Origin of the sequence: Thioalkalivibrio sp. ALE31 (genome assembly GCF_000377405.1) — a bacterium.
Taxonomy (GTDB): Bacteria; Pseudomonadota; Gammaproteobacteria; order Ectothiorhodospirales; family Ectothiorhodospiraceae; genus Thioalkalivibrio.
This window is the reverse complement of the sequence record NZ_KB905024.1, coordinates 53,809-70,484: the sequence shown is the minus strand read 5'-3', so window position 1 is coordinate 70,484 and position 16,676 is coordinate 53,809. Positions and strand designations below refer to the sequence as shown.

The 16,676-nt window shown below is 61.9% G+C and carries 14 protein-coding genes; 10 read left to right on the top strand and 4 right to left on the bottom strand.

All coding sequences use genetic code 11. The features are described 5' to 3' along the window. Positions 1-90 precede the first annotated feature (90 nt). The 5 genes from D103_RS0109850 (at position 91) to D103_RS0109830 (ending at position 3,924) form a co-directional block, all read left to right on the top strand. Entirely contained in the window at positions 91-339 is a 249-nt protein-coding gene (locus tag D103_RS0109850) for a phosphopantetheine-binding protein (RefSeq protein ID WP_017941958.1), read from the top strand. A 7-nt stretch (positions 340-346) separates the two neighbouring features. Next, positions 347-1,150 carry a hydrolase 2, exosortase A system-associated gene (locus D103_RS0109845; protein WP_018876687.1) on the top strand — a complete coding sequence of 268 codons (804 nt, stop codon included), beginning with the start codon at positions 347-349 and terminating at the stop codon, positions 1,148-1,150. Continuing rightward, positions 1,147-2,028, top strand: coding sequence for a hydrolase 1, exosortase A system-associated (locus D103_RS0109840; RefSeq protein ID WP_018876686.1), 882 nt, complete (start codon positions 1,147-1,149; stop codon positions 2,026-2,028). Before D103_RS0109845 ends, D103_RS0109840 begins: the two co-directional genes overlap by 4 nt. After that, positions 2,025-2,993, top strand: coding sequence for a glycosyltransferase (locus D103_RS0109835; protein ID WP_018876685.1), 969 nt, complete (start codon positions 2,025-2,027; stop codon positions 2,991-2,993). The genes D103_RS0109840 and D103_RS0109835 overlap by 4 nt, the downstream gene beginning before the upstream one ends. Before the next feature lie 106 nt (positions 2,994-3,099). Next, positions 3,100-3,924 (top strand): GNAT family N-acetyltransferase, encoded by an 825-nt coding sequence (locus D103_RS0109830; protein ID WP_018876684.1) that lies wholly within the window; start codon positions 3,100-3,102, stop codon positions 3,922-3,924. A gap of 34 nt (positions 3,925-3,958) precedes the next feature. Here the strand turns inward: D103_RS0109830 and D103_RS0109825 are convergent, their stop codons facing one another. Next, entirely contained in the window at positions 3,959-5,572 is a 1,614-nt protein-coding gene (locus tag D103_RS0109825; protein ID WP_081618399.1) for an amino acid adenylation domain-containing protein, read from the bottom strand. Positions 5,573-5,829: 257 nt separating this feature from the next. Between D103_RS0109825 and D103_RS0109820 the strand changes: the two genes are divergently transcribed. The 4 genes from D103_RS0109820 to D103_RS13475 all read left to right on the top strand — a co-directional run bounded on the left by D103_RS0109820 (position 5,830) and on the right by D103_RS13475 (position 11,311). Continuing rightward, complete coding sequence (locus tag D103_RS0109820; protein WP_018876682.1) at positions 5,830-7,632, top strand: ABC transporter ATP-binding protein; 1,803 nt, start codon at positions 5,830-5,832, stop codon at positions 7,630-7,632. Between the two features lie 90 nt (positions 7,633-7,722). Further along, positions 7,723-8,646, top strand: coding sequence for a hypothetical protein (locus tag D103_RS13480; protein ID WP_026280338.1), 924 nt, complete (start codon positions 7,723-7,725; stop codon positions 8,644-8,646). Between the two features lie 102 nt (positions 8,647-8,748). After that, on the top strand, positions 8,749-9,744 hold the full coding sequence (locus tag D103_RS14060; RefSeq protein WP_081618398.1) for a hypothetical protein: 996 nt from the start codon (positions 8,749-8,751) through the stop codon (positions 9,742-9,744). A 154-nt stretch (positions 9,745-9,898) separates the two neighbouring features. Then, a complete protein-coding gene (locus D103_RS13475; RefSeq protein ID WP_231366604.1) occupies positions 9,899-11,311 on the top strand; it encodes an asparagine synthase-related protein in 1,413 nt (470 codons plus the stop codon). Between the two features lie 55 nt (positions 11,312-11,366). Here D103_RS13475 and D103_RS0109800 read toward each other — a convergent pair whose 3' ends face one another. Then, positions 11,367-12,335 (bottom strand): polysaccharide pyruvyl transferase family protein, encoded by a 969-nt coding sequence (locus D103_RS0109800; RefSeq protein WP_369772235.1) that lies wholly within the window; start codon positions 12,333-12,335, stop codon positions 11,367-11,369. On the opposite strand from D103_RS0109800, the gene D103_RS0109795 reads away from it, so the two are divergent. Continuing rightward, positions 12,308-13,327, top strand: coding sequence for a glycosyltransferase family 2 protein (locus D103_RS0109795; protein ID WP_026280337.1), 1,020 nt, complete (start codon positions 12,308-12,310; stop codon positions 13,325-13,327). The two genes, D103_RS0109800 and D103_RS0109795, sit on opposite strands and share 28 nt — an antisense overlap. Positions 13,328-13,335: 8 nt before the next feature. On the opposite strand, the gene D103_RS0109790 is transcribed toward D103_RS0109795, so the two are convergent. Both D103_RS0109790 and D103_RS0109785 read right to left on the bottom strand, forming a co-directional pair. Next, positions 13,336-15,129 carry a hypothetical protein gene (locus tag D103_RS0109790; protein ID WP_051074672.1) on the bottom strand — a complete coding sequence of 598 codons (1,794 nt, stop codon included), beginning with the start codon at positions 15,127-15,129 and terminating at the stop codon, positions 13,336-13,338. 61 nt (positions 15,130-15,190) lie between these two features. Further along, complete coding sequence (locus tag D103_RS0109785) at positions 15,191-16,651, bottom strand: putative O-glycosylation ligase, exosortase A system-associated (RefSeq protein ID WP_018876675.1); 1,461 nt, start codon at positions 16,649-16,651, stop codon at positions 15,191-15,193. Positions 16,652-16,676: the final 25 nt, after the last annotated feature.

Genomic DNA, 16,676 nt, shown 5'->3' with positions numbered 1-16,676 from the left:
ACGATCTGGACAGCCTGTGCAGATACGGTAACCTGCCGGGTAACCCGCATCTCCGGTCGGGCACGGATACCCGCCTTCAGGAACCTTCATATGTCGACCCTCGATCACACCCGCAATCTGCTGGACAGCGCCCTCAGCCTGAACGGACGCGCTCAGCAGTTCGACCGCAACACCACGCTGCTGGGCGGCGTCCCCGAACTGGACTCCATGGCAGTCGTCTCGCTGATCACCGCGATCGAGAGCCACTTCGACATTGTGATCGATGACGACGACGTCAGCGCCGAGACCTTCGAGACGGTTGGCACCCTCGCTGATTTCATCGACGCCAAACTCGACTAGCTCGGTCATGGAAGCCGGGTTCCTGGAGGGCAAGGCCGGACCGGTGTTCCATGTGCTGCATCGACCGGAAGGCCCTTCCGTCCGTGGCCGTGTGCTGTTTTTCCCGCCGTTCGCCGAAGAGCTCAACAAGTCCCGCCGCATGGTGAACCTGCAGGCTCGCCGCATGGCGCAGGCCGGGTATGCGGTGCTGATCCCGGATCTCTACGGATGCGGCGACAGTGGCGGCGACTTCGGCGATGCCGACTGGGACCTCTGGCTGGATGACCTCGCCCGCTGTAATGACCACCTCGAGGCCTGCTGCCCGGCCCCCCTTCTGGTCTGGGGCTTGCGCGCCGGCTGTCTGCTGGCGGGCGATTTCCTGGCCGCGCGTGCCGAACAGGCCGCCGCCGCGATCTACTGGGCGCCCGTCACCAATGGCGAACAACACCTGACCCAGTTCCTGCGCCTGCGCATGGCCGCCGGCATGATGGGCGGGCAGAAGGAATCCACCGGTGATCTGCGTTCGCGGCTGCGGGATGGCGAAGCGCTGGAGGTGGCGGGCTACACCCTGGCGCCTGCCCTGGCCGAGCGCCTTGCCACCGCCCGCCTCGAGCAGCCCCGGGCGGCATCCGTCGCCTGGCTCGACATCGCAGCACAGGACGATGCCCCGCTGCCGCCGGCGGCCGAACGCCTGATCGAGCGCTGGCGCGAAGATGAGGCGGCCGTAACCGCAACGATCGTGGGTGGCGACGCCTTCTGGTCCACCCAGGACATCATCGAGGTGCCGCAATTGCTGGAGGCGACCACGCAGCGCCTGGAGGCCCTGGCATGAGCGAGCGCGCCGTTGTCTTCCGGGTGGGGGAGGAGGAACTGCTGGGTATCCTGCACCCCGGCGCGGAGGGCGCCCGGCGTGGTGTGCTGATTGCCGTGGGCGGGCCGCAGTACCGCGTGGGCAGCCACCGCCAGTTCCTGCTCCTGGCTCGACACCTGGCGGCGCAGGGGATACCCGTGTTCCGCTTCGACTTTCGCGGCATGGGGGACTCTTCCGGTCGTCAGCGGACGTTCAAGGAGGTCCATGACGACATGCGGGCGGCGATGGATACCTTTTCGGCCGAGGCGCCGGAGATGCGCGAGGTCGTGATTTGGGGGCTTTGTGGCGCCGCTTCGGCCGGCCTGTTCTATGCCTGGCGGGATGACCGGGTGGCAGGCCTGGTCCTGGTGAATCCCTGGGTGCGAACCAGTGACGGGCTGGCGCGGGCCTACCTGAAGACTTACTACCTTCAGCGCCTGGCCAGTCGCGACTTCTGGAACGGGGCCCTGCGCGGGCGACTGAACCCGTGGAACTCGGTGAAATCCCTCGCGGGCATGACCAAGGCCGCCCTGCGTCCCCAAGCCCCCAATTCGGGTTCTCAGGGCAGGGGCTCCGATACGGACCATGGCCCCCTTCCGGATCGGATGGCGGCGGGCTGGCAGCGCTTTCAGGGACCGATCCTCGTGATCCTGAGTGGCGACGACCTGACCGCCGCCGAGTTTCGCGATGTGGCGACCAATACACCGGCATGGAGCGGGCTGCTGCAGGAGCCACGGGTGACCCTGCACGAGCTGCCCAGCGCCAACCACACCTTCTCCCGACGCGAGTGGCGCGATCAGGTGGCGAACTGGACCGATGACTGGGTACGCGGCCTTCCGGTGACAGGCACAGAACCATGACAACGCGGGACCTCGAGAAGCCGCTGGTGTCGGTCATCATGCCGGCCTACAACACGGCCGCATACATTGCCGAGTCCGTCGACAGTGTTCTGGACCAGGATTATCCCAGCGTCGAGTTGATCGTGGTGGACGACGGCTCGACCGACGGGACAATCGAGATCCTGCGCGCATATGGCGACCGCCTGACGCTGCTGACCCAGCAGAACCAGGGCGCGGCCGTGGCCCGCAATGCGGGCATCGCCGCCGCCTCCGGCGACTACATCGCGTTCATCGATTCCGACGATGTCTGGTTGCCGGGAAAGCTCGCGGCGCAGGTGGGCTACATGGACCAGCATCCCCAGATCGGGATGACCTTCACGGCCTGGCATAACTGGAAGCCCGATCCATCCGGGACGTTTCTGAAACCCGATTCAGCCGAGGGCGTGCACCCGAAGAACCCCGATGGGAAATCGCTTGTGGAGCGTGGATCCGGCTGGTTGTACAACCGTCTGCTCTTCGGTTCGCTCCCCCATACCATTACGGTGATGATGCGGCGCGATCTGGTCGAACGCGTTGGACAGTTCGACCCCGAACTCAAGAGGGGTCAGGACTACGATTACTGGCTGCGGGCTTCGAGACTGACCGAAATCCACCAGTTGAACCTCGTGACCGCCCTGTACCGCCTGCATGGCGAAGGCTGTATTACCAAGTATCCCGATACGAACTATGAATACGAGGTGGTCAGCAAGGCGCTGCGTCGTTGGGGGCGGCTTGGTCCGCGCGGAGAGAAGACATCGCTCGGTGCAATCCGTCGGCGACTTGCGCAGACATGCTTCAGTTTCGGCTATCACCACTACTGGGAGGGGGACCCGAGACTGGCACTGCGGTCTTTTCGTCAGTCGGCGCTCCGGTATCCCTGGTCCGCTTCTGCCTGGGCGTATCTTGCCCTGAGCGCCTGGAAAAGTGTCGGTCGCAAGGCCCACTGAATGACTGGATGCCTGCGCTCCGAATCGTCCGGGGGCGATTGAGAGATTTCACTCGATCGAAGAACGTTTTCTCCGGCGAACCGTCGCCGATGCAAGGAGGTATCCCATGAATGCGGAACCCACTCCCGAACAGGCCGAGCTGATCGAGGCCGAAGCCTACGAGAGCATGATGAGGGTGGCCGAGACCGCAGGCATTCCGGGGTTTCGGGCCGTTCGTAGTCGCTCGGGCCTCGCGCTCGTTGCGCCGGGGCTGAAGAAGATCCTGGTTTTTAACCGGGTGCTGGCACTGGGTGTCTCGGAGCCGGCAAGCGAAGACTACATTGACGAACTCGCGGCCCTGTACGCGCCGCATGAGCTTCCCTGGGCAGTGGAGCTCAGCCCCCATGCCTGCCCCGAGCCCATCCCCCAATGGTTGCGGGATCGCAGGATTCGCCGTGGTGCGCCTTCGGCGGTTCTAGTCCGCTCCACCCACGATATTCCCGAGGTCACAACCGACCTTGAGATTCGCCCCTGGCAGCCGGAAGACAACGATGCGGCCGCCGCGTTGGCCGCGCAAACCTTCTCCGTTCCAGAGGAGGTAACGGCACTTCTGGCGGCGCTCCCGCATGCTCCGAGATGGCGCCAGTGGCTGGTGCTCGATGCGGGGAAGGTTGTGGCAACCGGGCTGCTTTATCTTGGCGAAGGGCTTGCGTGGACCGGTTGGGCGGCCACTCAGCCGGAATATCGAGGTCGCGGACTCCACGGAGCCATCGTCTCTGCCCGGATCCAGGATGCGGCCCAACACGGATGCAGCTGGGTCGTTTCGGATACGGCGATCGGAACCGAGGCCAAGCCCGATCCCTCTTACCGGAACCACCTACGTAAAGGTTTCCGGGTCGTGCATGAACGGCACAGCTACCTGGCGGTTCCGGGGGTGGTTAAGGCCGCGTAGCTGGAGTCGCTCGCCCTGCGCAATGGAGCGTGCGTTACGCGTCTGCAGACGCAAGGCGCGCGATCAGCGCCTTGCGGTCGACCTTGCCATTCGCATTGAGCGGCAGATTCTCGAGCGAGTGAATGGTTCGCGGGACCATCACGGCGGGCAGGCGCTGGCGGAGCCGGTCGCGCAGGGCTGCCTCGTCGACTCGTTCCGCGACCACGAAGGCCACGATCCCGGAGGCGCCGCTTTCCGTTCGTGGCCATCCAACGGCCACCGCCTGGTCCGTGCCGGCGGCCTCGCGCAGCGCCGCCTCCACCTCGCCGAGCTCGATGCGTACCCCGCCGATCTTGATCTGATGGTCCAGGCGCCCGAGGAAAATGATCGGCTCGCCCGGGCCCGGGCGGCGCACCAGGTCGCCGGTCCGGTAGTGGACGCGACCGTCCTCCAGTTGCACGAAGGCCTGCGCCGTGCGCTCAGGATCCTTCCAGTAGCCAGGGGTCACCTGTGGGCCGCTGATCAGTAATTCGCCCTCGGCCCCGATGGGTACCTCCCGCAGGGCCTCGTCCGCCACCCGCAGCTCCACCTGGTTGCCCGGATAGCCGATCGGGACCATGCCGTGTTCGCATTCCGCCGGTGACTGCGCCGGGTCCCAGCGGTAAAAGCAGGCATCCACCGTGCATTCGGTAGGGCCGTAGGCGTTGTCGATCCAGGCGTTGGGCGCGGCAACGGCCATTGCCTCGGCCAGTTCCGCCGACAGGGCCTCGCCGCCAAAGCGGCACAAGCGCAGGTCCGGAAAACGCCCCGGCGCCCAGCCGTTGCGACGGTTCATCCCGTGCCCGGCCGAGGGGGTGATGTCGATCACCGTAAGCGCCTTGTCCGCGATGTAGCGGTTGGGATTGAACCACTCCTTCGCGGACGGGCAGCACAGGCAGGCGCCAAAGGCCCACGAGACGTACAGATCGAACATCGACGAGTCGAAGGTGATGTCGTAGAACTGCGAGAAGCGGTCGGTCTCGTGGATGCCGAAGTCCCGGTACCGCTCCAGCGACATCTCCACAAACCGCGCCGCATTGCGCTGGAGTACGCCCACGCCCTTGGGTATGCCCGTGCTGCCCGAGGTGAAGAAGAGACAGGCCAGGTCATCGGGTGATACAGCTGACGGTACCCAGTCTGTCGGTAGAGGGGCGCCTCCGGCTACCCGAAAGCCGTGCCCGGGCCAGCCCGCCTGGAGCTCGTCCAGCCGCTCGGCATCGGGCAACAGGATCACGAGCGGGCGGGAGAATGCGCTCAACAGGTCATCGAGCCGCTCCAACCCCTGATCATCCACCAACAGCGCCGACAGATCCGCCTGTTCGGCCATCGCCAGTGTGCGCTCCGTCGGGAAGCCCGGATTCAGCGGCACGAGAGTATGTCCGGCCAGCAGCGTACCCAGAAGCCCCTGGTACATCGCCAGCGAGCGCTGGGCCAGCACGCCGATACGGCAGGGCGTGCCATCGCAATCGACGGACTGCTGCAGCGCGTGGGCGGTTGCGGCAGCAGTCTCGAACAACTCCCCGTAGCTGAGTACCTGACCCTCCACATCCAGGGCCGGGCGCTCCGGGAATTGTTCTACCGAGCGCAGGAAGCCGCTCAGCAATCCGTTCGTTAGCCTGGCGTTTGGCACTGTTGCGGCCCCCGCTTTGCTCGAAAATCCTTTATCCGCGCGGCTTGCCGAGCCTTCCAGCCACTTGTGGCGCGAAGCCCTCGCAGCTTGCCGCGCCCCGGAACGCCCTGAACGCTTCCCGACAAGCTTCCGTGATCGGCGCATCTCGTACAATCGAGTGCATCTACAGGCCGCATGGCCTGGCTAACGGCTGCCTGATGGCGGTTCCCCTTTGGGCCGCCAATGGCCCTCGCATGAAGGATCCGGGTCGGCGCGACATGCTGGAAACCCTGCGCAAGCTGAATGCCCTGCTGGACCCCCGCGACCGCGGGAAGGTCGGACTGTTGGCGATCCTGATGATCGTGACCGCCTTCATGCAGACCGTGGGTATCGCTTCGGTGATGCCCTTCCTCGCCGTGCTATCTGACCCAGCCATGGTCCACGACAACGACATGCTGCGCATCGCGTACGACTGGCTGGGGTTCGAATCCACCAGCAGCTTTCTGTACTTCCTGGGGCTGGCGGCGTTTGTGCTCTTTGTGACCGGAACCGCGCTCCAGGCTCTTAACCAGTGGGCCATCACTCGGTTCACGCACATGCAGCAGTACGAGCTTTCGCGGCGACTGATGGGCGACTATCTAGCACGGCCCTTCACGTTCTTTCTCAACCGCAACTCCGGCGACCTTGCCAAGACCGTTCTGCAGGAGACGACCCAGGCCATCAATGGCGCTTTACTGCCGATGCTGCGATTGGTCAGCCAGGGCTTGCTGGCTCTTTTCATCATCGGCCTGTTGGTCGCGGCGCAACCCTGGCTGGCCAAGATCGTGGCCGTTAGCCTTGGTGGCATCTACGGGGGCATTTACGTTCTGGCGCGCACCTGGCTGAACCGCATCGGTGAGGACCGCGTGGAGGCGAACCGCGAACGCTTTACGGCTGCAGCGGAAGCCTTCGCAGGTGCAAAGGAAATCCGCCTGCTGGGGCGGGAGCGCGACTATCTGGAGCGCTATCGCCACCCATCCAAGCGCTTTGCCAGTCACCAGGCGAACGCAATGCTGCTGCAAAACCTTCCTCAGTATGCGATCGAGGCCATTGCCTTTGGCGGGGTGCTTCTTCTCGTCCTTTTCCTAATGGCAGGTGACGGAGGACTTGCCCAGGCTTTGCCGTTGATCGGCCTCTATGCGCTCGCTGGGCGGCAGCTCATCCCCGCATTCCAGAAAATCTTCCAGCAGATCGCTTCGCTTCGCTTCAATACCGCGGCGGTGGACAACATTCTGAAGGATCTGGGGAGTCGCCCCGACAGCACACCCATGATCGAGCGCCATGACCAGCCGAAGCCCCTCGCACCGTCCATGTCCATCGAGGTGAAGGGCCTTTCCTATCACTACCCAGGTCATGAACAACCGGCCCTCAAGGATGTTTCGCTGGAGATCCCCGCACGAACCACCGTGGGATTTGTGGGTTCCTCCGGGGCGGGTAAGAGCACTCTGGTTGATCTCCTTTTGGGCCTTCTGGAGCCTGACGAAGGACAAATCCTCATCGACGGTGAGCCACTGACACGTAATAACGCTCGCAACTGGCAGGCGGCACTGGGCTATGTACCGCAGCATATTTTTCTGGCGGATCAGAGTGTCGCCGCGAACATCGCCCTGGGAGTACCCGAGGACAGGATCGACCAGGCCGCTGTAGAGAGGGCCGCTCGCCTCGCTAATTTGCACAACTTCGTGACGACTGAACTGCCGCGTGGCTATGCCACCATAATCGGGGAGCGCGGCACCCGTCTCTCTGGCGGCCAGCGCCAGCGAATCGGCATCGCCCGAGCGCTCTATCGCGATCCCGATGTGCTCTTCTTCGACGAAGCCACCAGTGCGCTGGACAACGCCACTGAACGTGCCGTTATGGACGCTCTCCACAACCTGTCCGGCCAAAAGACGGTCGTACTCATCGCGCATCGCCTGAGCACTGTGCGCCCCTGTTCTCGAATTTTCGTCTTCGAGCAAGGACATCTTATGGACGAGGGGGTCTGGGAAGATCTTTCAGGCAGGAGCGCGTCGTTCCAAAGACTGGCTGCCGGTGCCGCCTGAGAAGGACTTTCAGGGCTTTCAGGCGAGCGTTGTGTATCGCTCAGCCGCCGAGAGTCGCCTTGGCTGTACCGTTAAACCATGGATCGTTACATGAATGCAGAACCGGCCACTGGTCTCGCCAAGAGCCTGTTCAAAGACGACACTCAGCGACGTTTGGCTGCAGGAAGAGGCAGCTGGGCGGCTCTTACGAGGGAGGAACTCCACGTTGCCCTGGTCGATGCGGAGGAGCGATGGTCGCCTGCTTTGCGGGGAGTTGAACGGCCGTGGCTGTGTTGGAACGTGGATGCTGACTGGTGTCTTGTTCAACAACGGATGGCCGCGCACCTGGGCTGGACTCCAGTGGTCGGCTTCGACCCCCGGGTCGGGCCCCCACCGGTGATCAAGGGCGGCGTCTTGATTGACTTCAACGAGAAGCTGCAATTGCCCTCGATGTCGATGATGTTCCCGTTGGAGCTGGCATTTCTGTTCGTAGATGATCGCCTCGCTTTCTGGCATTCGGATCTGATTGTCCGAATGCCGTTGCTGACCAAGATGGCAACCCGCTTCGACCAGTTAAAGCCCGGCCAGACTGCGGCTGTGGATCTCAGGACACGATGGTATCGGCGTTGGGCCGGTTTTCGGGGCCGGTATTGGGAGCTCCTCGGGTGTACGACACGCCAGGCCAGTTATGACCAATACCAGAAGGGGTGTGGCTGGTGGCGCCGTCCGGCACATCACCCCAACTGCCCATCGGAGGAAGAACGCGCCGCGCGCGCGCGTTACATGATGGATCACGGTGTGGGTATTCTCATATGGCACGAGCGCCATAGGGGCGATGTGGTGCCGATAAAAGCAAAGCCATTAGATGAGGGGCACTGCACGCGCATTGGAAATCCACGTTATGTGGCGCAGTCACCCAATGATGTTCGACGGGACCTCAGTAAGGATTTGTCCTTCAATTATGACCTGCAGGAGGTATGCAGGGGTCTCGATGTCACAGATTTCCTTAAAGACTTTCGGCAGCCGCGCGCTTAAGGGCGACGTTTATGGCCTTTGGGTCGGCCGGTTCTCTGTAATCTGCGCGTGTTCGCGCAGTCTTGATATCGCCCAAACGAGCCAGACGTCTAGGAACACAAGATGCGCTATCACTTTATAGCCGGAGAGGAGATTTCGGAGTTTTTTTACGCGGCATCTGGCAACGATGCGGGTCGATTGATCGATGCCGAGTATGAGCGCTTCACCAACAGCGGCTGGGCGTGGATTGCACAGACGGCATTGTTGATGCGAGACGCCGGCCTGGAAGTGACCATTGGCGGCACGCTTCGCCCGGATTCGATAAACGTGGGGCTTGCCGCCGATCTCCGCTCATTGCCGCGTTCCGCTGACTGCTTCCGAGTCAGTGTGGATGCGGACCAACTGAGGGCACGCTGGTCCAACCGTTTCGTCGTTCAGAATCAGAGACAGGCGGGAAGGCGGGCGTTTTGGGTGCCGCACTGGCCTCAGCCTGGTTTGCTGAGACGCGACCCGGAACGAAAGCATTTTTCCAACGTCGTGTTTTTTGGATTGGCTCGGAATTTGGAGGGGGACCAGCGGTGGTGGCGGGAAGTCTGTCGCCGGCATGGCATGAAGTTTTCGATTCGCGCCCCATCCGAATGGAACGATTATAGAGATGTAGATGTAGCCGTTGGTATCAGAAGCTTCGGCAACAAGGCCTACGACAACAAACCGCCAACAAAACTCATTAATGCCTGGCTCGCCGGTTGTGTCTTTATTGGCGGTGCGGATTCCGCCTACCAGCAAATAGGTGTGGCCGGACAGGACCACTTCGTTGCCTCGGATGTGGGAGAGTTGGAGAGCCTGCTGGCGGTTCTGTCTCACCAACCAAGGGTAGGAAAGGATGCTATCGCTGAGGGCCGCCGCCGTCTGACCAGGGTCGGTAGCCGAGAGAATACGCGGGATCGGTGGGTAAAGCTTTTATCCGGCGAGATAAGGGAGTCCTTCGAAAGGTGGTCCGCAGGCCCGAAGGTCGCACGGAAGATCCCAGTGGCTGTTGGGACAGCTGTCGATGGGGGCGTCCTGCTGCGCAACCGGTTGTGGCGTTGGTCCAAAGGCCTCAAAAGTAGACTTGTCTAGCAGATAGACTCAGGAGCGCCGGTTGCAATATCTACCTAAAGCACCTAGCCCGTTGCCATTTTTTGCTGCCCGGAGGACGCCTTCGGGCGTTCGCGTCGAGGGGACTGAACGGGTTCGGCTAGGGCATGAAGTCGATCTCGGTCACGGGCGAGAATTGGATGGGATCTTCGGCCGCTGGGAGTGGGACGGAAAAACGTTGGTCGTGGAAAACGATCGGTACGGCATGTACCCGCTGTTCTACAGCATGTGGGGGGGCGAGATACGGATTTCTCCATCAATCCGGCATGTGCTGGATGGCTCCTTCCCGAAGACACTCGATTTCGCGGCATTGGCGGTATTTCAACGGATGGGGATCTTCCTGGGGAACGACACACCCTTCGAACACGTACAAGTGCTGCCCCCGGGCGTTCGGCTTGTCTGGTCGGATGCGAAGAGTTCCTTGGAATCCCGTTGTTTTGGAGCATCCGGCGCCCCTGTGAAAGTGAGAGATTTTGACGAGGCAGTCGACCAATACGCACACCTGTTCGCGCAGGCAATCAGTCGCAGACCCCCCCCAGCTGAAGGGTTTGACCTCGCGCTGAGTGGGGGGCGGGACTCAAGGCATATCTTTCTTGAGCTGCTGGATCAAGGGCGCTCGCCTCGTCGAACTGTCACGGTACAAGGCTATCCTCCGATCGCTGGTGAGGATCGAATGATCGCACGGCAGCTTGCGCAAGCCGCTGGTCAACAGCACGACGAAGTTGAGTATCCGTCGTCCTATTTTGAGGCCACGCTTCAGGATATTGAGCTTACCGAGTTCTGCGCGAGCGGGCACACTTGGTTGAATGCGCTTGCAGGCTACTTTGAGTCTCGCGGAACGCAATGTATATACGACGGAATTGCGGGTGATGTGCTGTCGGCAGCTCATGCGCAGAGTCAAGCGAAACAAGAATTGCTCCTCTCCGGCCAGACGTCCCAACTCGCTAATGAGCTTCTGGGTGAATCGGGTAATGAGGATTTTATTCATGCATGTTTGCCATCCGAGTTCACGAAACGTATTTCCCGATCATTGGCGGTTGATCGGTTAGCAAGAGAATTGGAAAAGCATCGCACCACATCGAACCCGTTTTTATCTTTCGTGTTTTGGAATCGCACCCGGCGCAACATCGGGCTAGTCCCTTTCGGCATCTTGCGTGACGTGGCGACGGTCTTCTGCCCTTATCTCGACCATGATCTGTTCGACTTCCTGATGAGTCTGGAGCCAGCCTACGCTAGCCAAGGCCTGCATGACGAGACGATTCGTCGCAGCTACCCGGACTATGCGGAAGTACCCTATGAAGGTCGAAGCACGACTGCGCCGGGACGGCGCGAGTTGGATCGGTATTACCGCAAGGCGGCACGCGAGACGTTAGTGTATCTGGCTAGGAACCCCGGGTTTATGCGGTCGAGTCTGGTAAGGACAACGCGCTTTTCGGCGTTGTTGGCGCGGTCGGCGGTGGTCAGGCACCCGGGCAAGCTTTGGTATTTACACCCGCTGTTAAGAGGCTTGGTGCTGGAGCAGGCTGTGGGAGAGGTCCAGGGGCTTTGAGGAGAGGTTCGTCACCCCCTGATCGTTTTCCCTTCCGAGTTGTGGTTGGCGCAGTCTAGTCTGAATAGTGTGAGTTGAAAGCTTCAAGTTTTTCTTCGATATGGCGGAGACGCTCCTCAAGAATTGCGTCCGGACCGAGTTGAAAATGAGCGCTTGTTGCCATTCTGGCGAGCATTCGCGAGAAGGCTGACGCCTTGAGTCTTGAAGCTAACCGACCGCGCAGCGAAGGTTGGGTGTGCCCCCAGATCGTCGGTAACTTCCGGAAATGGATGTCAGTTTGCATGCTCATAGCCCAGTCATGCCACTTGTTCTCGAGGATCTCGTGATTTGTGATGACGGGCATCCAGGGCACACGCAGGGCCTCCGCCGTGATGGCGCCATGCATGGCAGAGCAGATCAGTCTGCGCGACCGGCCAATCTGGTCGATAACGGTCTCGCAGGGGGCCTCAGGATCGACGAAATGCACTCCGGCCTTTTCGCATAGCGATGTCATACGGTCGGAGTGCATACTGTGATGCGGCATGAAAGCGCAGTCGATATCTTTCTTGCGGTCGATGTCTTCGGTGCGGTGCAGTAGGATGCCGGGGTCCGATATGGCCAGAGCGGGGTTGATACCCAGCGCTTTGGCGGTCAGCGGACCGCGTACAAAGTGGACCTTTGCGCGGCGCATCGCATCCGGCGTTGGCAAACGGCCATAGCCATAGCCCGTACCAAGGATGTGCAATCTGCCGAGAGCCGGTAGGCGTTCGTTTAGTAGCGTGCCGATCCCGACCAGGACATCGTCGGAACCGGGCTCAATTTCCATTGGTGCCTGGATAAACCGGGGCCAGAGATAGTCATTCAGCTCGTCGCCGAAGTTTGGCCGCTTGCGGTAGCGGTAGAGATACATTGAGCTCTCCAGCAGAATGCTTTTGGACGCCTTGCCATGTTGTCCGCGGGACTGCGCAGCAGGGCCGCCGTCCGGCACATGGGCGCGCCCGCTCCGGGGGATAAAGCGTGTCAGTCCACGAATCAGAAATTGCAATCATTGTACCGTACTTCCAGCGGGAGCCCGGGCTGCTGCGGCAGTGTGTGCAGTCGGTTCTGGATACACGGGGTCGGGTTTCCGTGCGAATCTTGGTGGTGGATGATGGGTCACCGCTTCCTGCAACGGAGGAGATCGGCGATCTGCAGGATGGCTATACGGTCCGCATTATCCCGCAGGAAAATGCCGGGCCCGCTGCAGCGCGCAATACTGGGCTGGACCACGTGGGAGATACGCCCTTTGTGACCTTTCTAGACTCGGATGATCAGTGGACGGGGTCGTTTCTGCAGGATGCGGTCCGCGCACTGGAACAGGGCTACGACCTCTTTATTGGCGATAGTCAGAGGGGAAGGGTTCCGGGTACCCGGTTCCATTGGGGGCGATCGGATGCCGAAAACATACAGCTCGGCCAACACCGACAGATACAGTCGGAATACGATCTCTATGAGTTCGTCGGGGATTTTTTCGATCTTGTGGTCCGGCGCAGTAATGTCATTGGTCCGAATACAATGGCCTATCGTGTGGATCGATTTCCGGACGTACGTTTCCCAGAAAACCTGATCCAGGGCGAAGATCGCCTGTTCAAGCTGCGACTAGGTCAAAACAGGCCTCACGTTGCCTTCTCGCCGAGGGTGTACGCGGAAGAGGGCGAAGGGGTAAACATCTTCGACAAGTCTGGCTGGAACACCGAGGGCTACCTTGGGTTGATGGCCAATTACGTCACGTTGGCGCACATGATTCTGGACGAGATTCCGCTTAATGCCAGGCAAAGAGCGTTTGTGCGCGGTCAGCTTGGCAAGTCGCGGCGAGGTTTCCTAGCCGGTGTGTTGCATCAAGTTCGGCATCGCAAGCCGCTGGACTGGTCGGTGGTGGCGAAGACGTTTCGTAATGATCCTGTAGGTGCGCTGCTGGTGGGGCCGAATGTCCTTCGGCTGACTGCGGATCTCCTGACGAACCGGGGGGGCGCCCGTAGGGCGCGAAAGAGCCGCTAAGGGCCGGGTTAGCGCGATTCGCAAGGGGCTTGAAGATTCGTCCAGTTAACGATGAGCTCCGCGTGGTAACGACCACGGGGTAGTTCCATTGAGGGCAGGCTGCGACCGATGGCGCCTGCAGTAGCGGATGGCAGCGGTGTCGCGAGCCAGGCATCGGTAACGGACCTTTGCCGCTGTTTGGCAAGTTCAGACCCCGCCAGAAAATAGGATTCGGAAGCTGCCGTGCTGGTGACCGCGTGGCCGCCGGGATTCAGGTACCGCACGACTTGGCCACCGCGATTCTCTAGGGTCAGGCGTTGTTCGATGCGCGGCCGTTCCAGGTGGATGATCCATTCTAGGTGCCCCGTGACGTGCACAAGCTTCGGGCGGTGTAGCGCGGCCTTGCGGCCCAGCGCGCCGCCCAAGAGGCGCCAGTCCAGCGCGGCCAGCGCGCGTGGGCCCAGGCCGCTCGCGGTGGGGCACAACAGGCCTCGGGGTTGGCCCGAGAGGCGGATCCGGACGGTTTGTTTGCTGCGCTCGATCTCGCTCCAGTCGAAATCGGTCAGACCGAACAGCGTGCCCTCCGTTTCGAATATTGGTGTCCACCCTGCCAATGCCGCGTTGGCCACCAGCGCGTGCCTGGAGGTCCGTATGGGTGCCGGACACAACGGGCGACCTTGCCAGGTGACATGTAGCGGTATGCCCCCGGCGTAGCGCAGTTCTACCTCGCTTCGGCTGAAGGCCTGGGGGGGCTGGCCGCGACCAGACACTAGGGCGAAGGCCGCGCTGGGATTGCCCACACGAAACTGCGCTGCCTGGGGCTCGTCCGTCGTGGTCGGCCCAATGGGTCGCAGGTCGATGGGGAGAGCGGTGCGGTCCGCGCGTGCGGATCGGTCTCTCGCCCAGGCGACGATTGCGGCCGCCCAAGCGTTGTAGACCGAAAGGTGCATGTAGTTGTCCCAGCCTGTTCCAGGTGCATCCCGGTCGGCTGGGTTCAATGCGATAAAACCATCCGGTAGGGCCTGCTTCTGCCAGCGTTGCAGAATGCCCAGTAACATCCGGTCGGCAGGCGTGCCGCGCGCCTGCGCCTGGTTTGCGCCCAGCAGTATCAGGCTGGCCACCAGGCAGGCATCGCCGAACAGGGCGTGGCTGCTGCGGCCGAGACCGCCAACATGACCGTGACCATCCCAAGCTTGCAGGCTCCACTGCAGCAGGCGTTTCACGGTTGGCTGCCAGTCGTTCGCCGTATCGTATTCCGCAGCCGCCACGGCCACGAATAGTGCCTTGTGATGGTAGGCGGCTGGGGTGGCGCCGGCTCTGGCACGGTCCGGACGCGCGGGGTAGTCGATAAAGGCGCCGTCAGGGTAGGACCAGTCGTTCAGAAGATGCAGTAGTCGGCGCGCAACGCGCGTCCTGTGGCTTCCGCGTGCTTCCTGGAGTTCGCAAAGGCGTGCCAGCAATGTCCAGTTATTCGAGGGATACCTTCGCGCGAGGAGGCACTCGCTGCCGCGCGCGCGAACGGGAGCCGAGTTGTGCTGGTTGCCAGTTCTGCTGGCTCGATGTTCGACCAGAAGGTTCAGCAGAAATCGGTTGAAAGGCGCGTGTCCACGTTCCGCCGGGGCAAGCGATCGCCAGGCCTCCAGCGCGTGACGCGCGGCCGCCGAGTCGTCACCTTCCAGGAGGGTCAAGGCGAGCGCCGCGGCGGTTTGACCGTAATGGTCCTTGGGGGTGGATGCCCGGTCCTCGGGGTCCCACAGCCCAATGCCGGGGCTGATGTGATCGCGCAGGGCGCTGGTCAGCTGCCGCAGCGTGGCATCCAGCATGGGGACGTCAAAGGCGGTGCAAGTGCACCCGGAGGATGGCGGTTCGGTCCCCACATCGAGTTCATCGAGTGGAGGGTGCATTGCGACCGGGGTTGCTCATCAGTGAGCCGGACATGACGGTGTCTTGTGGGCCTGGTGTGGGCTCAGCGGGGAGCGCCGGTTTTGCTTGCGGTTCGGAAGGCGCTGACCTGGCGGTACTTACGGTGGTCGTGGCCGTCTGAGCCGTCAGCGGGACACTTTCAAGCTCTCGCCGCATGATCACCGCGAGAGCGATAAATGCATACAGCAGGTTGAAATAGGCCACGTCTAGGAATGCCCCGGCCACCAGATACCCGACCAGGCCGATCTGCAACGCCCATGCGTACTCGGACAGCCAGACTTGCCCCGTACGCCCATGAGCTGTTTTGCGCACGCGGTTCAACGTGGAAAAGGTAAATCCAACTAGCAAGAGAAACACGGCCAGCCCACCAAAGCCGTGCTGGCCCAGGATGCCGAAATAAACGCTATGAGGGGATAGGACGTGTCGCCACCCGCCTTCAAAGTTCGCGTAGGAGATCCACCAGTCATAACCCAGTGCGGTATTTCTAAAGCCCATCCCGGTGAGTGGGCGATCCATGGCCATGTTCCAAGCTACGCCCCACGACTGGATTCGCTGCATGGCAGACTGGTCTTCCTCGTAGGTCTCGATGGTCTGCCAGCGCTCGACGAGGGGCTCCGGTGCAGTCACGCCGACGACCGCGACCAGGAAGAATCCGACAAGCGCCATCAGCCATTTCTTGTGCATGTGCCAGAACAACAGGGGCACGATCGCTATTAGGCTGACGAATGCACCGCGCGAGTGGGTCGCGAGGATGGCGATGACGGTCAGCCAGAAGACGCCGTAGAGGAACCACCCGATCGGGCGCGAGAAGCGACTGAGGAACTCGAAGCCAAGGTTGGCCGACCAGCGCTGATGGAACATCCGGGCGGATACGAGGATCAGCGGCAGGATCATCAGCATGGCCAGCCCGATATAGGTGTTGCCGGACAGATACGATCCGGTGGGGCCGAGGACCATGTGGGCGCCGCCGGTCTGGATGGCGAAGATGCCGCCCTTGAACCCATAGAAGGCGAGCGAGGCGGTAATGACCAGCAGCAGCCAGACGATGCGGCGCTCGCCGTAGATCAGTAGCGGGGTGATGAAGGTGATCAGAAGGATCTTCATGAAATGGAACCAGAAGTCCCACGCCCCGCTGGAGTTGACCGCGAAATAGCTGGTCATCGCGAAGTAGCCCGCAAGAGCGAACAGCATCACCGTCTCGCGGGTGAACGGGAACGGCTTCCGGTCCTTCGCCAGGAACAGTGCGATCAGGGTGGCACCGCCGAAGTAGGTGGCTAGGGGTGCGCCGCGCATGAAGGTCCAGGTGTGCCACTGGGGCGCAAAGAGCCCGACCCAGAACCAGGCCAGGATGCCGATCCACGCGTAGCGCACGATCAGGGGCACGAGCACGACGACGATCAGGGCGAGCAGGTAGTCACGCATGCAGTTCGAACCTCGCGCCGCTGTG